Below are 20,948 nucleotides of genomic sequence, written 5' to 3' on the forward strand. Positions count from 1 at the left end.
AATGAAACCTGCGCAGCAAGCTTCATTACAATTAAAATTAAATTAATAGAACCAATGAAAATGACAAAGAAAGCAATAACCTTAGGTTTAGGTTTAGTAGTGATGGGTTCTGCCTCTTTTGCTCAAAGTTTAACTGATGCAAAGAAGGCGATAGATGCCGAACAGTACCAAAAAGCGACTTCGATGCTTAAAGCGCTCGTGAATTCTCAGGCCAGTAAAGGTGAAAATTACTACAACCTGGGTGAAGTTTACCTGCGTACAGATTACGTGGATTCTGCAAGAGCCGTTTTTACAAAAGGGGTTACCGCTGATCCAAAGTATGCATTAAACTACATTGGTTTAGGTGAAGCTGACCTGGCTTCTAAAAATGCAGCTTCAGCAAAAACTAACTTTGATAAAGCCATCGAGGTTTCTTCAAAGAAAGACTACCTGCCATCGATGTATATCGGTAAAGCCTATACCGCGGCAGGTGATTACACTTCAGCTCTTCCATTTTTGCAGAAAGCAGATGAGTTAGACAAAGATGACAAAGATGCGGAAACTTTCATCGCATTGGGGGATTATTACGCAGCTCAGAAAAAGAACTCTGAAGCGTTGCAAAATTATATGCGTGCGCTGAACATCAACGAAAACCTTTTAAGAGGTACAGTTCAGATTGGCCGTATGTACAAAGAATCAAGAGCATTTCCTGAGTCTGAAGAGCGTTTAAAAGAAGCGATTACTAAAGACCCTAATTATGGTCCTGCTTACAGAGAGATCGCTGAGCTTTATATGCAGTGGGCGAACTTTGAGCCGCAGAACTTTGATGCAAAAGCAGCATTGGCTTTAGAGAACTACAGAAAGTATCTTGACCTGACGGATAAATCATTCGAATCTAAATTGCGTTATGCACAGTTCTTATTCTATGCTAAAGATTATAAAACTTTAGAACAAGTAACAGCAGAACTGGCTACAGTAAGTCCTAATGACCCCAAATTGCCAGTTGTATTAAGGATGCGTGGTTATTCAGCTTATGAGAATAAAAACTATCCTCAAAGTTTACAATACATGAACGATTTGTTTGCTAAAACTACAGATACTTCACGTTTGATCGCAACTGATTACCTGTATTTGGGTAAGGCATTGCTTCAATCTGGTAATGATAGCTTAGCCCTTAAAAACATCACGAAAGCGGTTCAAAAGGATTCTACAAATGTGGATGCGTTGGAAGATGTAGCATTGGTATTGTTTAAAGCTAAGAACTATGCAAAAGCAGCGGAGGTGTATAAATCTGCAATTAAATTAAATCCTAATGGTAAAGGTTCTTTAACGAATTACTACTATTTGGCAAATGCAAACTACTTTAACTATGCACTTGCAGATAGAGATAAAAAGAACCCGAGCAAAACATTATTGGTTGAGGCTGATTCAGCACTATCAGTTTTGAATAAAAAGAGTCCGGAGTTTACTTTGGCTTATATCCTTCGCGGACGTATCGCTCGTTTTGAAGATGATCAGAACAACCCTAAAGGTCTTGTAATTGCTCCTTTTGAAGAATATTTGAAATTGGTTACTGTAACTAAACCTGAATTGGCACAATCTCCGGCAGAGGCTAAAAACCTTGTTGAGGCTTATACAAATCTAGGTTACGCCTATACACCAACAGATAAAGAAAAAGCAAAAGATTATTTCAATAAAGCTTTGGCTATAGATGCCCAGAACGCAAATGCGCTTGAAGGTCTAAAATATTTAACTGCTCCTGCAGCTAAGCCAAAAGCACCAATCAAGAAAAAATAATCAGTATAAATAACTATTATTGAAAAGGCAGGGTTGTTATCCTGCCTTTTTCTTTTAATTTTGTACCAAATTTATATTATGGAAACGCAAAGTATACCTTCAGATTTTCTCCCTATTATATTCCAGGTTGTTGTAGCACTTGGTTTTGTGGTCACGACGTTGATCGCAACGCATTTGCTTGGCCCTGCGAGGAAAACAGAAGATAAGTTATCTACTTTCGAAGCCGGTATTAAGGTGGTGGGTAATGCCAGACAACCTTTTTCCATTAAATATTTCCTGGTGGCCATTCTGTTTGTTCTGTTTGATGTGGAGGTGATTTTCATGTATCCATGGGCAGTGAACTTCAGAGAGCTTGGATCAAGGGGAATGATTGAAATGTTCATCTTTATGGGGACTTTACTGCTGGGCTTTATCTATGTATTGAAGAAAAAAGTACTGGATTGGAACTAATTATTTAGATTGGTTCTAAATGCAGGAGTACACTCCAATTCCTTCTAAAATATTGTAAATTTGTGGTTCATTCTTTACCTGAATGAGCCCTTTTTGTTTATATCATGAGTGACATCAATATAGTAAACGCGCCTCCAGGCATTGAAGGATCTGGCTTCTTCGCCACCTCTTTAGATAAAGTTATCGGCCTGGCACGTTCCCATTCCTTGTGGCCATTACCATTTGCAACTTCCTGCTGCGGAATTGAGTTTATGGCAACCATGGGTTCGCATTATGATTTCGGACGTTTTGGTTCCGAACGTTTAAGTTTTTCCCCGCGTCAGGCAGACCTTTTAATGGTGATGGGTACCATCGCCAAGAAAATGGCTCCGGTATTGAAGCAGGTGTATCTGCAAATGGCAGAACCCCGCTGGGTAATGGCCGTTGGTGCCTGTGCGTCAAGCGGAGGTATTTTTGATACTTATTCTGTTCTTCAGGGGATCGATGAGATCATTCCGGTTGATGTATATGTTCCGGGCTGCCCGCCAAGACCCGAAGCGATTTTAGATGGTTTTGGTAAAATACAGGAGCTGGTTAGAAATGAATCTTCAAGAAGGAGGAATTCTGATCAGTATAAAGAGTTACTGGCTTCATACGGAATATTATAATGGCTGAGAACAAGAATCAAGAGCTGATCCAGGTGCTGACTGAAAAGTTTGGCGATAAAATCATTGGTGTTCAGGAACCTTATGGCCTGCTGACCTTTGAGACCACAAAAGATGTAATCTCTGAAGTTTTGAAATTTCTTAAAGAAGGTGAAGCGACGAACTTCAATTTCCTGACCGATATTACAGCTGTTCATTATCCGGGTAAGAAACACGGTATCGCAGTGGTATATCACCTGCACAGCATGGTGAATAAGGTAAGGGTAAGAGTGAAGGTGTTCATCGACGAGCAACATCCAGGCATTCCTACAGCAACAACGTTGTGGAATGGTGCCAATTGGATGGAGAGAGAAACTTATGACTTTTTCGGGGTTAAATTCGAAGGCCATCCGGATCTGAGAAGAATATTGAATATGGACGACCTTGGGGTACACCCGATGCTGAAACAATATCCTTTGGAAGATCCAAACAGAGTGGATAAAAAAGACGAATACTTTGGTAGATAGAATATATGAATAATCAGCCGGTATATACAGATAATGACCCACAGAGTGAGCTGGTCACCCTAAACTTAGGGCCAACCCACCCAGCTACACACGGGGTATTTCAAAATGTTCTTCAGCTGGATGGCGAACGTATTGTGAGTGGAGTTTCTACGATCGGATACATTCACCGTGCTTTTGAGAAAATTGCAGAACACAGACCTTTTTACCAGATCACCCCCCTTACAGATCGTTTGAATTATTGTTCTTCACCGATCAATAATATGGGCTGGCATATGACAGTAGAGAAATTACTGAACATTGAGATGCCTAAACGGGTAGATTATCTGCGGGTAATCATTATGGAGCTGTCCAGGATCTCTGACCATATCATTTGCAATACGATTATTGCACAGGATACAGGGGCTACAACAACCTTCCTTTACTTATTTCAGTTCAGGGAGCATATTTATGAGATCTATGAGGAGATTTGCGGAGCACGTTTAACAACTAATATTGGTCGTATAGGTGGTTTCGAAAGAGATTTTAATGATATCGCTTTTGCGAAGATCAATAAATTCCTGAAAGAATTTCCTGTAGCATTAAGAGAGTTTGAAAACCTGTTGAACAGGAACAGAATTTTTATTGACCGTACAGCGGGTGTGGCAAAGGTAACTGCAGAGACGGCATTGAATTACAGCTGGTCTGGTCCTTTATTAAGGGCTACAGGTGTAGATTATGATGTCCGGGTAAGTGAACCTTATTCTTCTTATCAGGATTTCGATTTTGAAGTGCCTGTTGGTACCAGTGGTGATATTTATGACCGTTACCTGGTCCGTAATGAAGAAATGTGGCAGAGTGTACGTCTGATTGAACAGGCTATGCAGAAACTGAAGAATGAACCTGCGGGTATTTTTCACGCGGACGTTCCGGATTTCTATTTGCCGGCTAAAGAAGAAGTGTACAACAATATGGAAGCATTGATTTACCACTTCAAGATTGTGATGGGAGAGATCGATGCACCAAAAGCAGAAGTTTACCATGCTGTTGAAGGTGGTAACGGGGAACTGGGCTTTTACCTGATCAATGATGGTGGAAGAACGCCTTACCGTTTGCACTTCAGAAGACCAAGCTTTATCAATTATCAAATGTTTGCGAAAATGAGTGAAGGTATGCTGTTGTCAGATGCCATCATCAATATGAGTAGTATGAATATTATAGCAGGAGAATTAGATGCTTAGAGTAGAAGAACAACAACCTGTAGATTTCTCATCGGCTTTGCTGGCAAAGTTTGATGAGATTGTAAAAAGATATCCTGAAGGTAAGCAGAAATCTGCTTTGCTGCCGATTTTGCATGAAGTACAGGCCGAGCAGGGCTGGCTGAGCACCTCGGCGATGAACAGGGTAGCAGATTACCTGGATATTCAGGATATCGAGGTCTATGAAGTAGCATCTTTCTATACCATGTACTTCTTAAAACCTCAGGGCAAATATATGCTGGAGGTTTGCCGTACGGGACCTTGCTGTTTAGTTGGGGCTGAAAAGCTGATGAACCATATTGAGCAGAAGCTTGGGGTTAAAGAAGGAGAAGTAACGCCTGATGGCTTGTTCAGCTGGAGGGGTGTAGAGTGTCTGGCCGCATGCGGTTATGGACCGGTTTTACAGATTGGCCCCGAATATACATTCTATGAGAACCTGAATGAACAAAAGGTAGACGATTTAATAGAGGACTTACGTAAGAAATAATGGCCCGTAAACTATTATTAGAACATATCAACGTACCCGGCATCAATACTTTTGATGTGTACCGCCAGAAAGGTGGTTACCGCGCTGTGGAAAAGGCTTTGAAAATGACCCCGGACGAGGTTGTGGAAGAAGTAAAGAAATCAGGATTACGCGGTCGTGGTGGTGCAGGATTCCCTACGGGAATGAAATGGAGCTTTCTGGCTAAGCCGGAAGGTGTGCCACGTTACCTGGTTTGTAATGCGGATGAATCTGAGCCTGGAACCTTTAAGGACAGGTATCTGATGACCTATATTCCTCATGCTTTGATTGAGGGAATGATCGTATCCAGCTTTGCACTTGGCGCTAAAACGTCTTACATTTATGTAAGAGGGGAAATGATGCCTCAAATCCGTATTCTGGAAAGAGCGATTGCTGAAGCAAAGAACGCGGGCTTTTTAGGTAAGAATATTTTAGGCTCAGGTTATGACCTGGAACTATATGTTCAGCCAGGAGGCGGCGCCTATATTTGCGGTGAAGAGACGGCTTTATTGGAATCTTTAGAAGGTAAAAGAGGAAACCCGAGGATTAAACCTCCTTTTCCTGCGATTGCCGGATTATATGGCTGCCCTACGGTAGTAAATAACGTAGAATCAATTGCGGCTACAGTTCCGATCATCAACGATGGTGGCGAAGAGTATGCTAAAATTGGTATAGGCCGCAGTACCGGAACCAAACTGATCTCTGCTTCAGGTAACCTGGTGAGACCGGGTGTCTATGAAATTGAGTTGGGTTTACCCGTAGAAGAGTTTATTTATTCTGATGAATATTGTGGGGGTATTGCCAATGGAAAAAGACTGAAGGCTACTGTGGCCGGAGGTTCTTCTGTTCCTGTATTGCCGGCTAATTTAACTTTAAAGTTAGCGAATGGTGATCCAAGACTGATGAGTTATGAATCTTTATCTGAGGGTGGTTTTGCTACAGGGACCATGATGGGATCTGGTGGTTTTATTGCTTTTGATGAGGATCAGTGTATCGTTAGAAATACCTGGAACTTTGCAAGGTTCTATCACCATGAAAGCTGCGGACAATGCTCCCCTTGCCGTGAAGGTACTGGATGGATGGAAAAGGTATTGCACCGCCTGGAATACGGACATGGTAAAATGAGTGATATTGACCTGTTGGTGGATGTATCCAAGAAGATAGAGGGAAATACCATCTGTCCGTTGGGAGATGCAGCAGCATGGCCGGTAGCGAGTGCCATCAGACATTTCAGAGATGAATTTGAATGGCATGTAAAAGAGCCGGTTAAATGTCTGGATACAAATTATGGTTTGGCTAATTATGCCAATCCGATTGCGAAAGCAGAAGTGACTACTGAAAATTAAAGAATAGCTGCAACAATGAGTGATAAAGTTAAGGTAACCATAGACGGGATAACTGTTGAAGTAGATCCTGGTACGACGATCCTGAATGCTGCAAGGCAAATTGGGGGGGATATTGTACCTCCGGCAATGTGCTATTATTCCAAGCTGGAAGGCAGCGGAGGTAAATGCCGTACCTGTATTGTTAAGGTAAGCAAGGGCTCTGAAAAAGACCCGAGACCGATGCCTAAACTGGTGGCTTCCTGCCGTACAACGGTGATGGATGGTATGGAAGTGCAGAACATTACTTCTCCGGAGGTTTTGGAAGCCCGCAGCGGGGTTGTAGAGATGTTATTGATCAACCACCCGCTGGATTGCCCGGTATGTGATCAGGCTGGAGAATGCGATTTGCAGAATCTGGGCTATGAGCATGGCTTGCAGAAAACAAGATATGAATTTGAGCGCCGTACTTTTGAGCGCATCGATATTGGCGATAAGATCCAGTTGCACATGAACCGTTGCATTTTATGCTATCGTTGTGTATTTACTGCAGATCAGATCACCAATAAACGTGTTCACGGTATCTTAAACAGGGGTGACCATTCAGAGATTTCTACCTATATCCAAACGGCTGTAGACAATGATTTCTCCGGAAACGTGATTGATGTTTGCCCTGTAGGTGCATTAACAGATAAAACGTTCAGGTTTAAAAACAGGGTTTGGTTTACTAAGCCGATTGATGCACACCGCGACTGCCCGACCTGCAGTGGTAAAGTAACGCTATGGTATAAGGGAGAAGATGTACTGAGGGTAACTGCCCGTAAGGATGTATATGGTGAGGTGGAAGAGTTCATCTGCAATACTTGTCGTTTTGATAAGAAAAAGACTGCAGACTGGGTTATTGAACATCCTACGCACATCAGTGATACTTCGGTGATTTCTTCTAATCACTATGAAACCATGAAACCTTTACCTGTAATTCAGGACAATCCTAAATTGCAGCTTGCAAATAAAATAGAACTAGAAAAAACCACTAAATTCTAATGGATATCTCGTTTGTTATAGAAAAATTTATACTGGTGGCGATCATTTTCGGGATCAGCTTACTGATTGCGATGTATTCCACGTATGCTGAAAGAAAAGTGGCCGCATTTTTACAAGACCGTTTAGGACCAGACAGAGCAGGTCCCTTTGGGATTTTACAGCCGCTTGCGGATGGGGTAAAGATGTTTATGAAAGAGGAAATTATTCCTGCAAATTCCAGTAAATGGCTGTTTATGGTTGGACCTGGTCTGGCCATGCTGACGGCCTGTATCGGTACAGCAGTAATTCCATGGGGATCACCGATCACGATAGGTGGCCGTGTCATTCCTTTGCAGGTAACAGACATCAACGTAGGTATTTTATACATTTTTGGTGTGGTTTCTTTAGGGGTTTACGGTGTAATGATCGGAGGCTGGGCATCCAACAATAAATACTCATTATTGTCTGCGATCCGTGCGGCTTCTCAAAACATCAGTTATGAAATTGCCATGGGTTTATCCATTATCGCTTTATTGCTGGTAACGGGTACCATGAGTTTAAAAGAAATTACGGAACAACAGCATGGCTGGCACTGGAATGTGCTGTATCAGCCGGTTGGCTTTATTCTGTTTATGATTTGTGCTTTCGCCGAAACCAACCGCGCACCTTTCGATTTACCGGAATGTGAAACGGAGCTGATCGGTGGATACCATACGGAGTATTCTTCTATGAAACTGGGCTTTTACCTGTTTGCAGAGTACATCAATATGTTCGTGTCTTCGGCAGTAATGGCCACGCTTTATTTTGGAGGATATAACTATCCGGGGATGGACTCCATGGCGGTATGGCTTGGACCAACCTGGGCACCGCTTTTTGGCACGTTCATCTTCTTTATGAAGATCTTTGCATTTATATTCTTCTTTATGTGGGTGCGCTGGACCATTCCGCGTTTCCGTTATGATCAGTTGATGCATTTGGGCTGGAAGATGTTAATTCCACTGGCTATTGCGAATATTATTGTCACAGGACTTGTGATTGCTTATATAGAAAAGTTTTAACTCCCGCGCAGCGGTAAAAATAAAAGGAGGTTTAATGGAACCATTAACCAGTAAAAAGAAAGTATTAGAACAAAAGCCCTTAACGTTTGCAGAGCGTATGTATCTGCCGGCGATTATGAAAGGGATGTCTATCACCATCAGTCACTTCTTTAAAAAGGAAGCTACGATACGCTATCCTGAGGTAGAAAGAGAATTTTCGACCAACTTCAGGGGAATGCACTCCTTAAAAAGAGATGAAGACGGAAGGGAACGCTGCACGGCCTGTGGTCTATGTGCATTGTCCTGTCCTGCAGAGGCGATCACTATGATTGCTGCTGAACGTAAGCCAGAAGAGAAAGAACTGTACAGAGAAGAAAAATATGCAGCAGTGTATGAAATCAATATGCTGCGTTGTATTTTCTGTGGTTTATGTGAAGAGGCTTGTCCTAAAGAGGCCATTTACTTAGACGGACCTATTGTTCCGGCTGATTACCTGCGTAAGGATTTCATTTACGGAAAAGATAAACTGGTAGAGGCACCATTAGAGAAAAAATAAATAGTTTAATACATTTGTCGCTTTTAAACGGCTTTAAAACAAAATAATAAATGGGTACATCTGTATTCTATGTAGTCGCAGCTTTAAGCATCTTCTTTTCACTGATGGTGATCTTTTCGAAGAACCCGGTGCACAGTGTGCTTTACCTGATCGTTACTTTTTTCACCTTCACGGTTCATTACGTTTTATTGAACGCGCAATTTCTCGCCGTAGTGAATTTTATCGTGTACATGGGGGCCATTATGGTACTTTTCCTTTTTGTACTGATGCTATTGAACCTCAATAAGGAAAACGAACCTTCCAAATCCAACCTGATCAAGGTGGTGGGGATCATTGCCGGCTGTTGCCTGGTGGTGACGCTGATTGGTTCTTTCAAAGCAACGACACTTTCTAATCCTCTGGTTTTGCAGAACCCGGACCTGGGTCTGGTGAAAAACCTGGGTAAAGAATTATTTGGTCCGTTTATGCTTCCATTTGAATTGTCTTCCATTTTATTGCTGACAGCGATGGTAGGAGCGGTATTGTTAACTAAAAAAGAAAAAGTATAGTGGGAAATCTAACGCAAACATTGCAGGGAGTGCCGCTTAACCATTACATCTGGCTGAGCGCTATTATTTTCACCATTGGTGTTGTTGGGGTACTGACCCGCAGAAATGCCATTGTGATTTTTATGTCGGTGGAATTGATGCTGAATGCAGTTAATTTACTGCTGACCGCTTTTTCGGTACACAGTAACGATCCTTCAGGGCAAGTATTCGTGTTTTTTATTATGGCACTTGCAGCCGCCGAGGTTGCTGTGGGCCTGAGTATTATTGTAATGGTCTACAGGAATACCCAGTCTACTGATGTTAATGTATTGAATCGCCTTAAGTGGTAATTATTAAGAATAGAATTATAAAATGATAGATTTAGTTTGGCTGGTTCCGTTGATTCCTCTTTTAGGCTTTGTAATTAATGGCCTTGGAAGAAATACATTATCTAAAAACCTGATCGGGTTTATTGGAAGCGGAGTGATTTTCATTTCATTTGCCATTAGCGTGGGGATCTTTTTTGCATTGGGTGCTGATGCGAACAAATCGCATGAGATTTTCCTTTTCGACTGGATCAATGCAGGCAGTTTACACATTCCCCTGTCTTTTTTAGTTGATCCGCTGAGCAGTATTATGCTGCTGATCATTACAGGGGTGGGCTTCCTGATCCATGTATATTCTATTGGATATATGCATAGCGATGAGGGTTTTGGTAAGTTTTTCAGCTACCTGAACCTGTTTATCTTTTTCATGTTATTACTGGTCCTGGGATCAAACTATATTGTGATGTTCATTGGCTGGGAGGGCGTAGGTTTATGTTCTTACCTGTTGATCGGCTTCTGGTTTACCAACAGCAGTTATGCTTCGGCAGCCAAAAAGGCTTTCGTGATGAACAGGATCGGTGACCTTGGCTTTTTGCTGGCTGTGTTCCTGATCTTTACCACTTTTGGAAGTGTAGAGTTTTCAAAGGTATTCCCTCAGGCGGCTAATTTGATGCCTGGCCATTCTACTGTGGTTTTGATTACCCTGTTGCTGTTTATTGGTGCCTGTGGTAAATCTGCACAAATTCCATTGTTTACCTGGTTGCCTGATGCGATGGCAGGCCCAACACCGGTTTCGGCTCTGATCCACGCAGCAACGATGGTAACGGCGGGTATTTATATGATCGCAAGATCTAATGTCCTGTTTGATCTTGCTCCTGTGATCCAGCATCTGATTGCCATCATTGGTTTGGCTACAGCTGTTCTGGGTGCGCTGATTGCGATTACACAAACGGATATTAAAAAGGTACTGGCTTATTCTACCGTATCTCAACTGGGCTATATGTTCCTTGGTCTTGGTGTTGGTGCCTATGATGGGGCCTTCTTCCATGTGATTACCCATGCTTTCTTTAAAGCTTTATTGTTCCTGTGTGCAGGTTCTGTGATCCATGCAATGCACCATGAACAGGATATGAGACATATGGGTGGTTTGCGCAAGAAATTACCGGTTACTTTTATTACGATGCTGATTGGTACGATTGCCATCGCAGGTTTACCGCCTTTTTCTGGTTTCTTTTCTAAAGACGAGATCCTGGCGCATGCTTATCAATATAATAAAGTCGTTTGGGCAATTGGTGTGTTTACCGCCTTCCTTACGGCCTTCTATATGTTCAGAATGTTGTATTTAACTTTTTATGGTAAATACAGGGGAACACATCATGCAGAAGAGCATATTCATGAGTCGCCTTCAACCATGACGTTGCCATTGATCGTGCTAGCGGTTTTATCTGTGATCGGCGGTGCATTGAACATCCCTGAATCTTTAGGGGGAAATCAATGGCTGGCCCACTGGTTGACACCGGTGATTGCCCACCATGCAGAGGGTCCTGATCATGCTACCGAGTATATGCTGATGGCAGTTTCTGTAGTAGGGGTATTGATTTCGATCGGGATCGCTTACAACAAATACAACAAACAAGGTCATGTGCCTGTTGCCGACGAAGCAAAGAGATCTGCTTTTGCAAATCTTTCCTACCATAAATTTTATATTGATGAACTTTACGATCTGATCATCAGAAGGCCGCTGGATGCTTTTTCTACGTTCTTCTACAAAATCGTTGACCGTAAGATCATAGACGGAATTGTGAATGGTTTGGGATGGGGTACTTCGGAGACCAGTAAAGGTTTGCGTTTATTGCAAACCGGAAATGTAGGGTTCTATATTTTCATGATGGTGGCCGGAATCATCTCTTTGTTATTGTATACTTATTTATCTATCTAAAAGATCGTTCAAACAAGCATAATGGAACAACTTTTAATACTTCTTATATTTCTACCTCTGGCTGGTGCTTTAGTGACGGCGTTTGCCGGCAAAGCAGCAAAATATGTAGCTTTGATCTCTGCAATCGTATCTTTAGCTGTTACAGCTGTTGTAGCGGTTAATTTTATTCCGGATGCCAGCACACAGTTTGTGGTGAACTGTCCGTGGATACAAGAACTGGGCATTAGTTTTCACGCAGGGATTGATGGCATCAGCCTGATTACTGTCCTGCTGACCAATGTTCTGATTCCAATCATCGTTCTGGCCAGTTATCAGCATGATTACAAAAGGGCAAATGCTTTTTATGCATTGATCTTATTTATGCAGGCTGGTTTGCTGGTGGTCTTTACTGCTTTAGATGCCTTCCTGTTCTATATTGGCTGGGAAGCAGCATTGATCCCTGTGTATTTTATCTGCGCTGTTTGGGGTGGTAAGGACCGTATTAAAGTGAACATGAAATTTTTCGTGTATACCATTGCCGGTTCATTGTTTATGCTTTTAGGTATTATCTATTTGTACCTGCAAAACCCGGCGCATAATTTCGATATTCAGGCTTTTTATAAACTGAACCTCGACGCTACACAACAAGGCTGGATTTTCTGGTCTTTCTTTATCGCTTTTGCGATTAAAATGCCGGTATTTCCATTCCATACCTGGCAACCGGATACCTATACAGAGGCGCCTGCAACTGGAACGATGCTGTTGGCGGGTATTATGCTAAAAATGGGTATTTATGGTGTGATCAGATGGTTATTACCAATTGTTCCTGCAGGTGTTCAGGATTGGGGTACTACAGCTATTATATTATCCATTATTGGTATTGTTTACGCTTCTGTTATTGCTTTTACACAAAAGAACGCAAAAAGGCTGGTGGCTTATTCTTCTATTGCACACGTTGGGCTGATCTCTGCTGGTATTTTTGCTTTGAATACACAAGGTATGCAAGGGGCAATGATCCAGATGTTGAGCCACGGTATCAATGTGATCGGTTTATTCTTTGTGCTGGATATCATTTTCAACAGGATGAAAACCAATAAAATTGCAGATCTGGGCGGTATTGCAAGTAAAGCACCACATTTGGCCATTGCTTTTCTGATCATTGTGTTTGGTACGGTTGCTTTACCTGGAACCAATGGGTTTATCGGGGAGTTCCTGTTACTGATGGGCGTATATCAGTTTAACCTGTGGGCAGCGGTATTTGCCGGACTGACCATTATTTTCGGTGCGGTATACATGTTGAGAATGTATCAGGGCATTATGCTGGGCAAAACCAACGAATTGACCATTGGCTTTACAGACATTAAAGGATCTGAAAAATTAGTATTATATATCATTTGTGCGTTGATCATTGTACTGGGGGTATATCCAAAGCCTGTCCTTCATTTATCTGAAGCGGCTGTACAACAATTAATAGAACAGGTAAATCAAAAATTAACATCGGTAAACTAAGGAAATGAATATCATTATAACAATTGCGGTTACAGCTTTAGTAGTTCTTTATGCAGGTTTGTTTAAAGCTAAAAAAGCGTTATTACCTATTTCCATTATTGGTCTGCTTACCTCACTGGCTTTTGTTGTTACCTCATGGAATACCAATCAGGTGTTTTACGGCATGATGCAAATGGACAATTTTGCACTTGCTTTTTCAGGCCTGACCATTTTGGGTACAGTGATGATCTTATTACTGACACAGAATTATTTCTCCAAAGACAGTGAAAATATAGCCGAATACCTGACCTTGATCCTTTTTGCCCTTGCTGGTATTGTGATCATGGTTTCTTATAAAAACATGTCGATGTTGTTCATTGGCCTGGAAATTATGTCGGTGAGTTTATACATCCTGGCGGGTATCCGTAAGAACAATTTTGCTTCGAACGAAGCTTCACTGAAATATTTTTTAATGGGTGCCTTCTCTACAGGTTTCCTGTTGTTTGGAATTACGCTGATCTACGGTGCTACAGGATCTTTCGACTTAGAGGTGATCAATAAATACCTGGTTGGAAATTATACGGCGGTTTCTCCTTTGTTCTATCCGGGTATCATTTTAATGATGATCGGCCTGAGCTTTAAGGTAGGTGCTGCGCCTTTTCATTTCTGGACTCCGGACGTGTATGAAGGATCTCCAAGCCTGGTAACAGCTTTTATGTCTACGGTTGTTAAAACTGCGGGATTTGCAGCCTTTTTGCGTTTATTTGCGGATACATTTGCACCATTGCATGACTTCTGGTTGCCGCCACTGATGGTGATTGTTTGTTTGACCTTACTGATTGGGAACGTAACGGCGCTGTATCAGAAAAGCTTCAAGAGAATGCTGGCTTACTCCAGTATCTCTCATGCGGGTTACTTGTTGTTCTCTCTGGTTGCATTGACTTCAAGATCGGCAGGTGACGTACTTGTTTATGCTTCTGCTTATACTTTTGCCAGTATTGTGGCTTTTGGTGTATTGATCCTGGTGAAACAAAAGACAGGCAGCGATAACTTTGAAAGCTTTAATGGCCTGGCTAAGAAGAACCCGCTTGCCGCATTGGTCCTGACTGTTGCCATGTTGTCTCTGGCAGGTATTCCTTTGACAGCGGGCTTTATCGGTAAATATGTCATGTTCCTGAATGTGATGAATGACTATAGAATCTTCCTGGTTGCTTTTGCAATTTTAAATGCTCTGGTTGGCTTCTATTATTACTTCAGAGTCATTGTGGCCATGTACTTTAAAGAAGGTAATGAAGTCAGTCTGGATACGCCTGTGCAATACAAAGTTGTACTGGTCCTTTCTGTAGCTGTTACCGTCATTTTGGGTATATTTCCGTCTATAATTTTAAATTTGATATAACGGGCTTCTCTTGATAATTATTTGTAGTTTTACGAATAATTGAACTATGCACGAATTCTGGAATTCATTACAGCACTTCATCGATCCTGAGAAATTACTAAAAGAAGGTGGTTTTTATGTGGTGTTGTTCGTGATTTTTGCAGAAACGGGCTTATTCTTCGGATTCTTTTTACCCGGAGATTATCTGTTGTTCCTGGCGGGCATGTTCGTTGCTACAGGTAAATTAGATGTCAGTATTTATGTGCTGGTGCTGGGGCTTTTTATAGCCGCCGTGCTGGGTAATTTTACAGGTTACTGGTTTGGACGAAAAACAGGGCCTGTATTGTACCATAGAAAAGACACCTTCTTTTTTAAAAAGAAGTATTTAAAGGCAGCGGAAGAATATTACAATAAGCAGGGCGCATTTGCATTGATTATGGGTAGATTTGTGCCGATTGTTAGAACTTTTGCACCGATTTTTGCTGGTGTGGTTAAGCTGGAATTTAAAAGGTTCGCATTTTATAACATAGCCGGTGGATTATTATGGATTTCCTCCTTAACTTTGCTGGGCTATTTTTTAGGTAAAAGATTTGAAAAAGAGATTAATGCTTATTTATTATATATAATTACTGGATTTATTGTGATTACGTCAATCCCTTTGATTTATACCTTTGTTAAAGGGAAGGTGCTGAGCAGCAATAATGATAAAACAACAAACACTGATTAATAAAAAATGACTAAAGACGATCACCATCCGTGGCATAATGTTTCTCCCGGCGCTAAATTGCCCGAATTTGTAAATGCAATTATCGAAATTCCTAAAGGATCCAAAGCAAAGTATGAGATAGATAAAGATTCCAATTTAATTAAATTAGATCGTGTTCTTTTCTCTTCAGTAATGTATCCGGCCAATTATGGCTTTATTCCTCAAACGTATTGCGACGATAATGACCCTTTGGATATTCTGGTTCTTTGTTCTGTAGATGTATACCCGCTTTCTATTATTGAAGCGAAAGTGATTGGGGTAATGCATATGGTAGACAATGGCGAGCAGGACGATAAGATCATTGCGGTTGCTAAAAATGATATGTCTGTAAATTACATCAACGACATTTCAGAGCTTCCTCCGCATACCATGAAGGAAATTGTACGTTTCTTCCAGGATTATAAAGCGCTGGAGAACAAAAATGTAACTATTGAGGATTTACTGGGTGTTAAATTTGCGCACAAAGTGATCCATGAAAGCATAGAGCTTTACGATAAAACATTCAGAAATAATTCTTAAATGGGCTTTCAGATATTTTTAACCTTTTTCCTGGTTGTGTTGAACGGTTTCTTTGTTGCAGCAGAGTTTGCAATTGTAAAGGTACGTGCTTCACAAATAGAGATTAAAGCTAAATCAGGTAGTAGAGTAGCTAATATTGCCAAATACATTACCCAACATTTGGATGGATACCTGGCTGCAACGCAGCTGGGTATTACACTGGCATCTCTTGGTTTGGGCTGGGTTGGAGAATCTGTTATGGAGCATCTTTTACACAATCTTTTAACAGTGCTGGGGTCTTCTCCGGAGTTTATAGATTCGTTTTCAAAGACTGCTGCGCCTATTATTGCTTTTTGTTTCATCACCGTTATGCACATTGTATTTGGTGAGCTTGCCCCAAAATCTGTTGCCATACAAAGGCCGGTTGCAACGACCTTATTTGTGTCTTTGCCGCTGCAGGTTTTTTATGTGGTGTTCAGGCCATTTATCTGGCTGCTGAACGGCTTCGCCAATATCATTCTGAAGGCATTTGGCATTAATACCGTAGGCGGGCATGAAGCGGTACATAGTACCGAAGAACTGTACTACCTGCTGGACCAGGGAAAGGAAAGTGGTGCATTGGATACCAATGAGCATGAACTGATCCGGAACGTGTTTGATTTTAATGAACGTGTGGTGAAGAACATCATGGTTCCCAGGACTAAGATTTCAGGTATAGAATTGTCTACCCCTAAAGAAGAGGTGATTGAAAAGATCATTGCTGAAGGGTATTCGCGTTTGCCGGTATATGATGATATTATTGACAAGATCATTGGGATTATCCATGCCAAGGATGTATTGCCTTTGCTGGCGAGTCATAAAGACTGGACTTTAAAGGACATCATCCGCAAGCCTTATTTTGTTCCGGAAACGAAAAAGATCAATGATCTGCTGAGTGAACTTCAGCAGAAAAGAATCCAGATTGCAATTGTGATCGATGAATTCGGCGGAACTGCAGGTATGGTAACCCTGGAAGATATTGTAGAGGAGATTGTGGGCGAGATCCAGGATGAGTATGATGAAGAAAAACCGAATGTGGAGAAGATCTCCGATACGGAATTTATCATCAATGCCTATGCAACCGTTTATGATGTGAACGAGCATTTGCCGCATGACCTTCCGGAAGATGAAGATTTTGATACTGTTGGGGGGTTGGTTTCCCATGCTTTTGGAAGAATTCCGGAAGTTGGAGACAGTGAGGAATGTTATGGTTACCTGTTTACCATCCTGAAAAAGACGGAGCAGAATATTGAGACCATTAAACTGGAACTGGTGATTGCTAAAGAAGATCAGGTCGATAATCATTAAACCTTCTGCATATGCATGTTTTCTATACGCCGGATATCAATGCTGATCAGTATACTTTAAATGAAGAAGAAAGCAGGCATTGTACAAAAGTACTACGTTTAACACTTGGTGACCACGTTTTCCTGATTGATGGAAAGGGCGGATTCTATGAGGCGGAAATCATCCAGGAAACCAAAAGAAATGTTTCTCTTCGCGTACTGAATGTGCAGCGGGAATACCAAAAGAGAAACCATCATCTGCACATTGCAGTAGCCCCTACTAAAAATATTGACCGGATAGAATGGTTCCTGGAAAAGGCAACAGAAATTGGAATAGACGTAATCACTCCGATTATCTGCGAACGTTCGGAACGTAAAGTGGTCAAAGGAGACCGTTTATTCAAAGTGATCACTTCTGCCGTTAAACAATCATTGCAGGCCTATCATCCGGTGCTGAACACCGCGGTATCTTTAACCGATTTTATGAAGCAAAACCATACCGGAACTAAAATGGTTGCGCATTGCGTAGATGGTGAACCCAGACAATACATCAGCGAGCTGATCCGGCCGCAGGAACAGTATACCATTTTAATTGGTCCCGAGGGAGATTTCAGTCCAAATGAAATTGCCCTGACTTTGGAAAATGGTTTTAAACCTTTAACTTTAGGTAATACTCGGCTCAGAACCGAAACTGCAGCACTTGCAGCTTGTTTTGAGGTGAATTACTTAAATCGATGAACACCAGAAAGCTTGTTTTCTTTGCCGGACTGATCTTGCTGTTGAGCAGTTTCAGCTCGCCTACCTATAAAATTGCCAAGCTAAAATATAGTGGAGGGGGCGATTGGTATGGTAACCGTACAGCATTGCCTAATCTGGTGAGGTTCTGTAATCAAAATATTTTTACGAATTTCTCTGCTGACGAGGCTACGGTGGAGGTTGGAAGTGCTGAAATCTTTGATTATCCCTTCGTGTACCTGACAGGGCATGGTAATGTGGTATTCAGTGATGCAGAGGCGGCAAACCTCAGAAAATACCTGGCTGGCGGGGGCTTTCTCCATATTGATGATAATTATGGACTGGATAAGTTTATCCGTAAGGAAATGAAAAAGGTATTTCCGGAATTGTCTTTTGTAGAATTGCCGGCAAATCATCCACTTTACCAGCAACATTTTAAGTTTCCAAATGGCCTTCCGAAAATTCACGAACATGATGGAAAAAGGGCGCAAGGCTTTGCGCTGGTTTGGAAGGGTCGGGTCGTGTGTTTTTATACTTATGAGTGCGATCTGGGTAATGGATGGGAAGACTACGGGACTTATCCTGGTGATACGCAAGAAAAGAGAACAGAGGCGCTTAAAATGGGCGCTAATCTAATACAATATGCTTTAACACAATAATTATGTACAAGGTAAAAGTAAACGATCAGTACAGCTTCGAAATTGAAGCAGAACAAGAGGGCCTGAAAGTGAACGGGGAGGTGCTGAATATAGATAGAGCTGTATTGACAGGTGGTCATACTCATGTAATTTATAAAGACCGTTCTTATCGTGTAGAGATGGTATCCGAGGACAGGGAGGCGAAACAGGCAGAGCTGAAAGTAAATGGAAGGATATATCTAGTTAAGATAGAAGACCAGTTTGATCAGTTGCTGAAACAACTTGGAATGGATAATTTATCGGCAAACAAGGTACAGGAGATTAAAGCGCCGATGCCTGGCCTGGTTTTAAATGTTCTGGTCACCGAAGGGCAGGAAGTGAAAAAGGGAGATAGTTTATTGGTGCTGGAAGCGATGAAGATGGAGAATATTATCAAATCTACTACAGATGGTGTTGTAAAAAGGATCGCCGTTAAACACGGGGAAAAGGTGGATAAGAATGCAGTTTTGCTGCAGTTTTCGTAATACCCCTCTGTAGGGATTGAACATAAAAAAGCCCTCTTTTGTCTGGAGGGCTTTTTCTATATAAGTCAGGAAGGTGGTTCTCTTTAGAACTTGCTTGAACTGAATTTCTTTTGTGGTTTTACTTTGAATTCACGTTTGCCTGCTGTGCTGATTTCTGAGGCACCCAGCATAGTCATTGCGCATCTGAAACCGATATCTGCAGAGGATTCGTCCTGTTGCAAGAACCTTCTTGCTGCCGGATTTAGCCAAATGGCCTGGTCATTCCAGGAGCCTCCTTTATAAACTCTTGATTTATTGTTTACCAGGGTAGTCTCTCCGTAAAGGCCGTTTTCACGGTCTCTGTATCCCCTTTGATCGGCATAAGTGTTAGAAATGGCCACAGCAGGTGTTGCTTTAGCCGCGGAGTCTGTCGCCGCTGCCGGAGCAGGTGCTGCACCGCTTCCAGCAGGAATTCCTGCCTGACGCTCTGCCCAGGTTTGCTTTTTAGCATTCACTGCAGGTAGCAGGACTGGTTTTCCGTATTTGTCTTTGGCAATTTTGCCTGTAATGGGATCCATTGTCTTTTTGTCCTGATAAAAGTTTCCACGGTAAGGGTTCAGTGGATCAACGGCTTCAAATGTGGTTGGACGATATACATCAGCAACCCATTCATTTACGTTTCCAGCCATATTGTACAGGCCAAAATCGTTCGGGGTATAAGACCTTACCGGTGCAGTAATTCCTCCTTTGTCGTTCAATGCACCGCCTACACCCATATAGTCGCCTTTGGTGCGTTTAAAATTGGCCAGGATCATACCTCTTGTCTTTTTCTTTGCAGAACTCAGACCAAGGCCATTCCATGGATAGATTTTATTGGTGTTGATATTTTCATACTGGGTATTTCCAATCAGGCCCAGGGCTGCATATTCCCATTCAGCTTCTGTAGGAAGGCGGTAAGGTTGTTTAAGGATACCATCTTCGAGTCTCACATTTCGGGTTGGCGCATTCCTGGTGTTATTGGTGGATTGGGTAGCTGAAGGACTCAGGTCTTTCATCGCTTTTTTCCCTTTATCATCAATCTGTCCATTCAGGTAAATGTCTGTATTAAAGGGCTCTGTAGGTTTTGGTGAGGATGCGATAGCGGCACCTCTTCCGCCCCCGTTTAAATCTTTAAAGGAAGTCATATAGCCACGGTCGCGAAGCAGAAGCTCGTTGACCCGGTCTGTTCTCCAGGCGCAATAGCGATTGGCCTGTTCCCAGGTTACACCAACCACGGGATAGTCCTGGTAAGCCGGATGTCTTAAGTAATTGTCTACATAAGGTTCGTTATACGAAAGCGGCCTGCGCCATACCAGTGTGTCTGGAATTTCATCGTAATAATATTCATGGTCATTCGGGTAAGTTCTTCTGATCCAGTCCAGGTATTCCAGCCAGTTGGTGTTGGAAACTTCTGTTTCGTCCATGTAGAAGGAAGAAACTGTGGTTTCTCTTTTCTGGTTGTAATTTCCAAGTTCCTGACCGGGTGCTTCTATTGCGCTGCCGCTCATCACGAAAACACCGCCCTCTATTTCTACCAGTCCGGCGCCCGGACCTCTTTTAAACTTATTATTAACCTGAAAACCCCCATACTCCTTTTTATTGTAGGCCATTCCTGTTTTATCAGAAGTGCCATTTTTTTTGGAGGAACATGAAGTAAACAAGATTATAATCATTAAGAAACTAAATGAATATAGGGGGATTCTTTTCATCTATCTTTTTATTTTATTTTTTGTTAGATGGAGCCTTTGATGAT

22 protein-coding genes are annotated in these 20,948 nt (G+C 41.9%); 21 read left to right on the forward strand and 1 reads right to left on the reverse strand.

The features are described 5' to 3' along the window. The 21 genes from DBR11_RS00810 to DBR11_RS00910 all read left to right on the forward strand — a co-directional run. Positions 1-1,776, forward strand: a 1,776-nt coding sequence (locus DBR11_RS00810; RefSeq protein ID WP_233260603.1) for a tetratricopeptide repeat protein, incomplete at its 5' end; no start/stop codon positions are given. A 78-nt stretch (positions 1,777-1,854) separates the two neighbouring features. Further along, entirely contained in the window at positions 1,855-2,226 is a 372-nt protein-coding gene (locus DBR11_RS00815; RefSeq protein WP_108549705.1) for an NADH-quinone oxidoreductase subunit A, read from the forward strand. Positions 2,227-2,330: 104 nt separating this feature from the next. Further along, positions 2,331-2,873 (forward strand): NADH-quinone oxidoreductase subunit B, encoded by a 543-nt coding sequence (locus DBR11_RS00820; RefSeq protein WP_108549706.1) that lies wholly within the window; start codon positions 2,331-2,333, stop codon positions 2,871-2,873. Continuing rightward, a complete protein-coding gene (locus tag DBR11_RS00825) occupies positions 2,873-3,376 on the forward strand; it encodes an NADH-quinone oxidoreductase subunit C (RefSeq protein ID WP_108549707.1) in 504 nt (167 codons plus the stop codon). The genes DBR11_RS00820 and DBR11_RS00825 overlap by 1 nt, the downstream gene beginning before the upstream one ends. A gap of 5 nt (positions 3,377-3,381) precedes the next feature. Then, a complete protein-coding gene (locus tag DBR11_RS00830; protein WP_108549708.1) occupies positions 3,382-4,593 on the forward strand; it encodes an NADH-quinone oxidoreductase subunit D in 1,212 nt (403 codons plus the stop codon). Next, positions 4,586-5,098 carry an NAD(P)H-dependent oxidoreductase subunit E gene (gene nuoE / locus DBR11_RS00835; protein WP_108549709.1) on the forward strand — a complete coding sequence of 171 codons (513 nt, stop codon included), beginning with the start codon at positions 4,586-4,588 and terminating at the stop codon, positions 5,096-5,098. Before DBR11_RS00830 ends, nuoE begins: the two co-directional genes overlap by 8 nt. Further along, positions 5,098-6,462, forward strand: coding sequence for an NADH-quinone oxidoreductase subunit NuoF (nuoF, locus tag DBR11_RS00840; protein WP_108549710.1), 1,365 nt, complete (start codon positions 5,098-5,100; stop codon positions 6,460-6,462). Before nuoE ends, nuoF begins: the two co-directional genes overlap by 1 nt. A 15-nt stretch (positions 6,463-6,477) precedes the next feature. Then, positions 6,478-7,482 (forward strand): 2Fe-2S iron-sulfur cluster-binding protein, encoded by a 1,005-nt coding sequence (locus DBR11_RS00845; protein WP_108549711.1) that lies wholly within the window; start codon positions 6,478-6,480, stop codon positions 7,480-7,482. After that, positions 7,482-8,519, forward strand: a complete 1,038-nt coding sequence (gene nuoH / locus DBR11_RS00850; RefSeq protein WP_108549712.1) for an NADH-quinone oxidoreductase subunit NuoH — start codon at positions 7,482-7,484, stop codon at positions 8,517-8,519. The genes DBR11_RS00845 and nuoH overlap by 1 nt, the downstream gene beginning before the upstream one ends. 34 nt (positions 8,520-8,553) lie before the next feature. Further along, on the forward strand, positions 8,554-9,054 hold the full coding sequence (locus DBR11_RS00855; RefSeq protein ID WP_108549713.1) for an NADH-quinone oxidoreductase subunit I: 501 nt from the start codon (positions 8,554-8,556) through the stop codon (positions 9,052-9,054). 50 nt (positions 9,055-9,104) lie between these two features. Next, positions 9,105-9,602: an NADH-quinone oxidoreductase subunit J gene (locus tag DBR11_RS00860; RefSeq protein WP_108549714.1), complete on the forward strand. Its 498-nt coding sequence runs from the start codon at positions 9,105-9,107 to the stop codon at positions 9,600-9,602. Further along, positions 9,602-9,931, forward strand: coding sequence for an NADH-quinone oxidoreductase subunit NuoK (gene nuoK, locus DBR11_RS00865; RefSeq protein WP_108549715.1), 330 nt, complete (start codon positions 9,602-9,604; stop codon positions 9,929-9,931). The genes DBR11_RS00860 and nuoK overlap by 1 nt, the downstream gene beginning before the upstream one ends. A 22-nt stretch (positions 9,932-9,953) precedes the next feature. Beyond that, entirely contained in the window at positions 9,954-11,846 is a 1,893-nt protein-coding gene (nuoL, locus tag DBR11_RS00870) for an NADH-quinone oxidoreductase subunit L (RefSeq protein ID WP_108549716.1), read from the forward strand. Positions 11,847-11,867: 21 nt separating this feature from the next. After that, the gene (locus DBR11_RS00875; protein ID WP_108549717.1) at positions 11,868-13,334 is read left to right on the forward strand and encodes a NuoM family protein; all 1,467 of its coding nucleotides are present in this window, start codon (positions 11,868-11,870) and stop codon (positions 13,332-13,334) included. Between the two features lie 4 nt (positions 13,335-13,338). Next, on the forward strand, positions 13,339-14,712 hold the full coding sequence (locus DBR11_RS00880) for an NADH-quinone oxidoreductase subunit N (protein ID WP_108549718.1): 1,374 nt from the start codon (positions 13,339-13,341) through the stop codon (positions 14,710-14,712). 46 nt (positions 14,713-14,758) lie between these two features. Next, positions 14,759-15,418, forward strand: a complete 660-nt coding sequence (locus DBR11_RS00885) for a DedA family protein (RefSeq protein WP_108549719.1) — start codon at positions 14,759-14,761, stop codon at positions 15,416-15,418. 6 nt (positions 15,419-15,424) lie between these two features. Continuing rightward, positions 15,425-15,976 (forward strand): inorganic diphosphatase, encoded by a 552-nt coding sequence (locus tag DBR11_RS00890; protein WP_108549720.1) that lies wholly within the window; start codon positions 15,425-15,427, stop codon positions 15,974-15,976. Further along, positions 15,977-17,302 (forward strand): hemolysin family protein, encoded by a 1,326-nt coding sequence (locus DBR11_RS00895; protein WP_108549721.1) that lies wholly within the window; start codon positions 15,977-15,979, stop codon positions 17,300-17,302. Positions 17,303-17,313: 11 nt separating this feature from the next. Then, positions 17,314-18,018 (forward strand): 16S rRNA (uracil(1498)-N(3))-methyltransferase, encoded by a 705-nt coding sequence (locus tag DBR11_RS00900; protein WP_108549722.1) that lies wholly within the window; start codon positions 17,314-17,316, stop codon positions 18,016-18,018. Beyond that, the gene (locus tag DBR11_RS00905) at positions 18,015-18,674 is read left to right on the forward strand and encodes a DUF4159 domain-containing protein (RefSeq protein ID WP_108549723.1); all 660 of its coding nucleotides are present in this window, start codon (positions 18,015-18,017) and stop codon (positions 18,672-18,674) included. Before DBR11_RS00900 ends, DBR11_RS00905 begins: the two co-directional genes overlap by 4 nt. 2 nt (positions 18,675-18,676) lie before the next feature. Next, on the forward strand, positions 18,677-19,177 hold the full coding sequence (locus tag DBR11_RS00910; protein WP_108549724.1) for an acetyl-CoA carboxylase biotin carboxyl carrier protein subunit: 501 nt from the start codon (positions 18,677-18,679) through the stop codon (positions 19,175-19,177). 83 nt (positions 19,178-19,260) lie between these two features. Here DBR11_RS00910 and DBR11_RS00915 read toward each other — a convergent pair whose 3' ends face one another. Beyond that, on the reverse strand, positions 19,261-20,904 hold the full coding sequence (locus tag DBR11_RS00915; RefSeq protein ID WP_108549725.1) for an SUMF1/EgtB/PvdO family nonheme iron enzyme: 1,644 nt from the start codon (positions 20,902-20,904) through the stop codon (positions 19,261-19,263). Between the last annotated feature and the right edge of the window lie 44 nt (positions 20,905-20,948).

This window comes from Pedobacter sp. HMWF019 (genome assembly GCF_003061025.1).
Classification (GTDB): domain Bacteria; phylum Bacteroidota; class Bacteroidia; order Sphingobacteriales; family Sphingobacteriaceae; genus Pedobacter.

What these genes read in the sequence shown, in the direction of transcription:
- DBR11_RS00815 (WP_108549705.1), top strand. Translation starts at nt 1,855, where the DNA reads ATGGAAACGCAAAGTATACCTTCAGATTTTCTCCCTATTATATTCCAG.
- DBR11_RS00820 (WP_108549706.1), top strand. Translation starts at nt 2,331, where the DNA reads ATGAGTGACATCAATATAGTAAACGCGCCTCCAGGCATTGAAGGATCT.
- DBR11_RS00825 (WP_108549707.1), top strand. Translation starts at nt 2,873, where the DNA reads ATGGCTGAGAACAAGAATCAAGAGCTGATCCAGGTGCTGACTGAAAAG.
- DBR11_RS00830 (WP_108549708.1), top strand. Translation starts at nt 3,382, where the DNA reads ATGAATAATCAGCCGGTATATACAGATAATGACCCACAGAGTGAGCTG.
- nuoE (WP_108549709.1), top strand. Translation starts at nt 4,586, where the DNA reads ATGCTTAGAGTAGAAGAACAACAACCTGTAGATTTCTCATCGGCTTTG.
- nuoF (WP_108549710.1), top strand. Translation starts at nt 5,098, where the DNA reads ATGGCCCGTAAACTATTATTAGAACATATCAACGTACCCGGCATCAAT.
- DBR11_RS00845 (WP_108549711.1), top strand. Translation starts at nt 6,478, where the DNA reads ATGAGTGATAAAGTTAAGGTAACCATAGACGGGATAACTGTTGAAGTA.
- nuoH (WP_108549712.1), top strand. Translation starts at nt 7,482, where the DNA reads ATGGATATCTCGTTTGTTATAGAAAAATTTATACTGGTGGCGATCATT.
- DBR11_RS00855 (WP_108549713.1), top strand. Translation starts at nt 8,554, where the DNA reads ATGGAACCATTAACCAGTAAAAAGAAAGTATTAGAACAAAAGCCCTTA.
- DBR11_RS00860 (WP_108549714.1), top strand. Translation starts at nt 9,105, where the DNA reads ATGGGTACATCTGTATTCTATGTAGTCGCAGCTTTAAGCATCTTCTTT.
- nuoL (WP_108549716.1), top strand. Translation starts at nt 9,954, where the DNA reads ATGATAGATTTAGTTTGGCTGGTTCCGTTGATTCCTCTTTTAGGCTTT.
- DBR11_RS00875 (WP_108549717.1), top strand. Translation starts at nt 11,868, where the DNA reads ATGGAACAACTTTTAATACTTCTTATATTTCTACCTCTGGCTGGTGCT.
- DBR11_RS00880 (WP_108549718.1), top strand. Translation starts at nt 13,339, where the DNA reads ATGAATATCATTATAACAATTGCGGTTACAGCTTTAGTAGTTCTTTAT.
- DBR11_RS00885 (WP_108549719.1), top strand. Translation starts at nt 14,759, where the DNA reads ATGCACGAATTCTGGAATTCATTACAGCACTTCATCGATCCTGAGAAA.
- DBR11_RS00890 (WP_108549720.1), top strand. Translation starts at nt 15,425, where the DNA reads ATGACTAAAGACGATCACCATCCGTGGCATAATGTTTCTCCCGGCGCT.
- DBR11_RS00895 (WP_108549721.1), top strand. Translation starts at nt 15,977, where the DNA reads ATGGGCTTTCAGATATTTTTAACCTTTTTCCTGGTTGTGTTGAACGGT.
- DBR11_RS00900 (WP_108549722.1), top strand. Translation starts at nt 17,314, where the DNA reads ATGCATGTTTTCTATACGCCGGATATCAATGCTGATCAGTATACTTTA.
- DBR11_RS00905 (WP_108549723.1), top strand. Translation starts at nt 18,015, where the DNA reads ATGAACACCAGAAAGCTTGTTTTCTTTGCCGGACTGATCTTGCTGTTG.
- DBR11_RS00910 (WP_108549724.1), top strand. Translation starts at nt 18,677, where the DNA reads ATGTACAAGGTAAAAGTAAACGATCAGTACAGCTTCGAAATTGAAGCA.
- DBR11_RS00915 (WP_108549725.1), bottom strand. Translation starts at nt 20,904, where the DNA reads ATGAAAAGAATCCCCCTATATTCATTTAGTTTCTTAATGATTATAATC.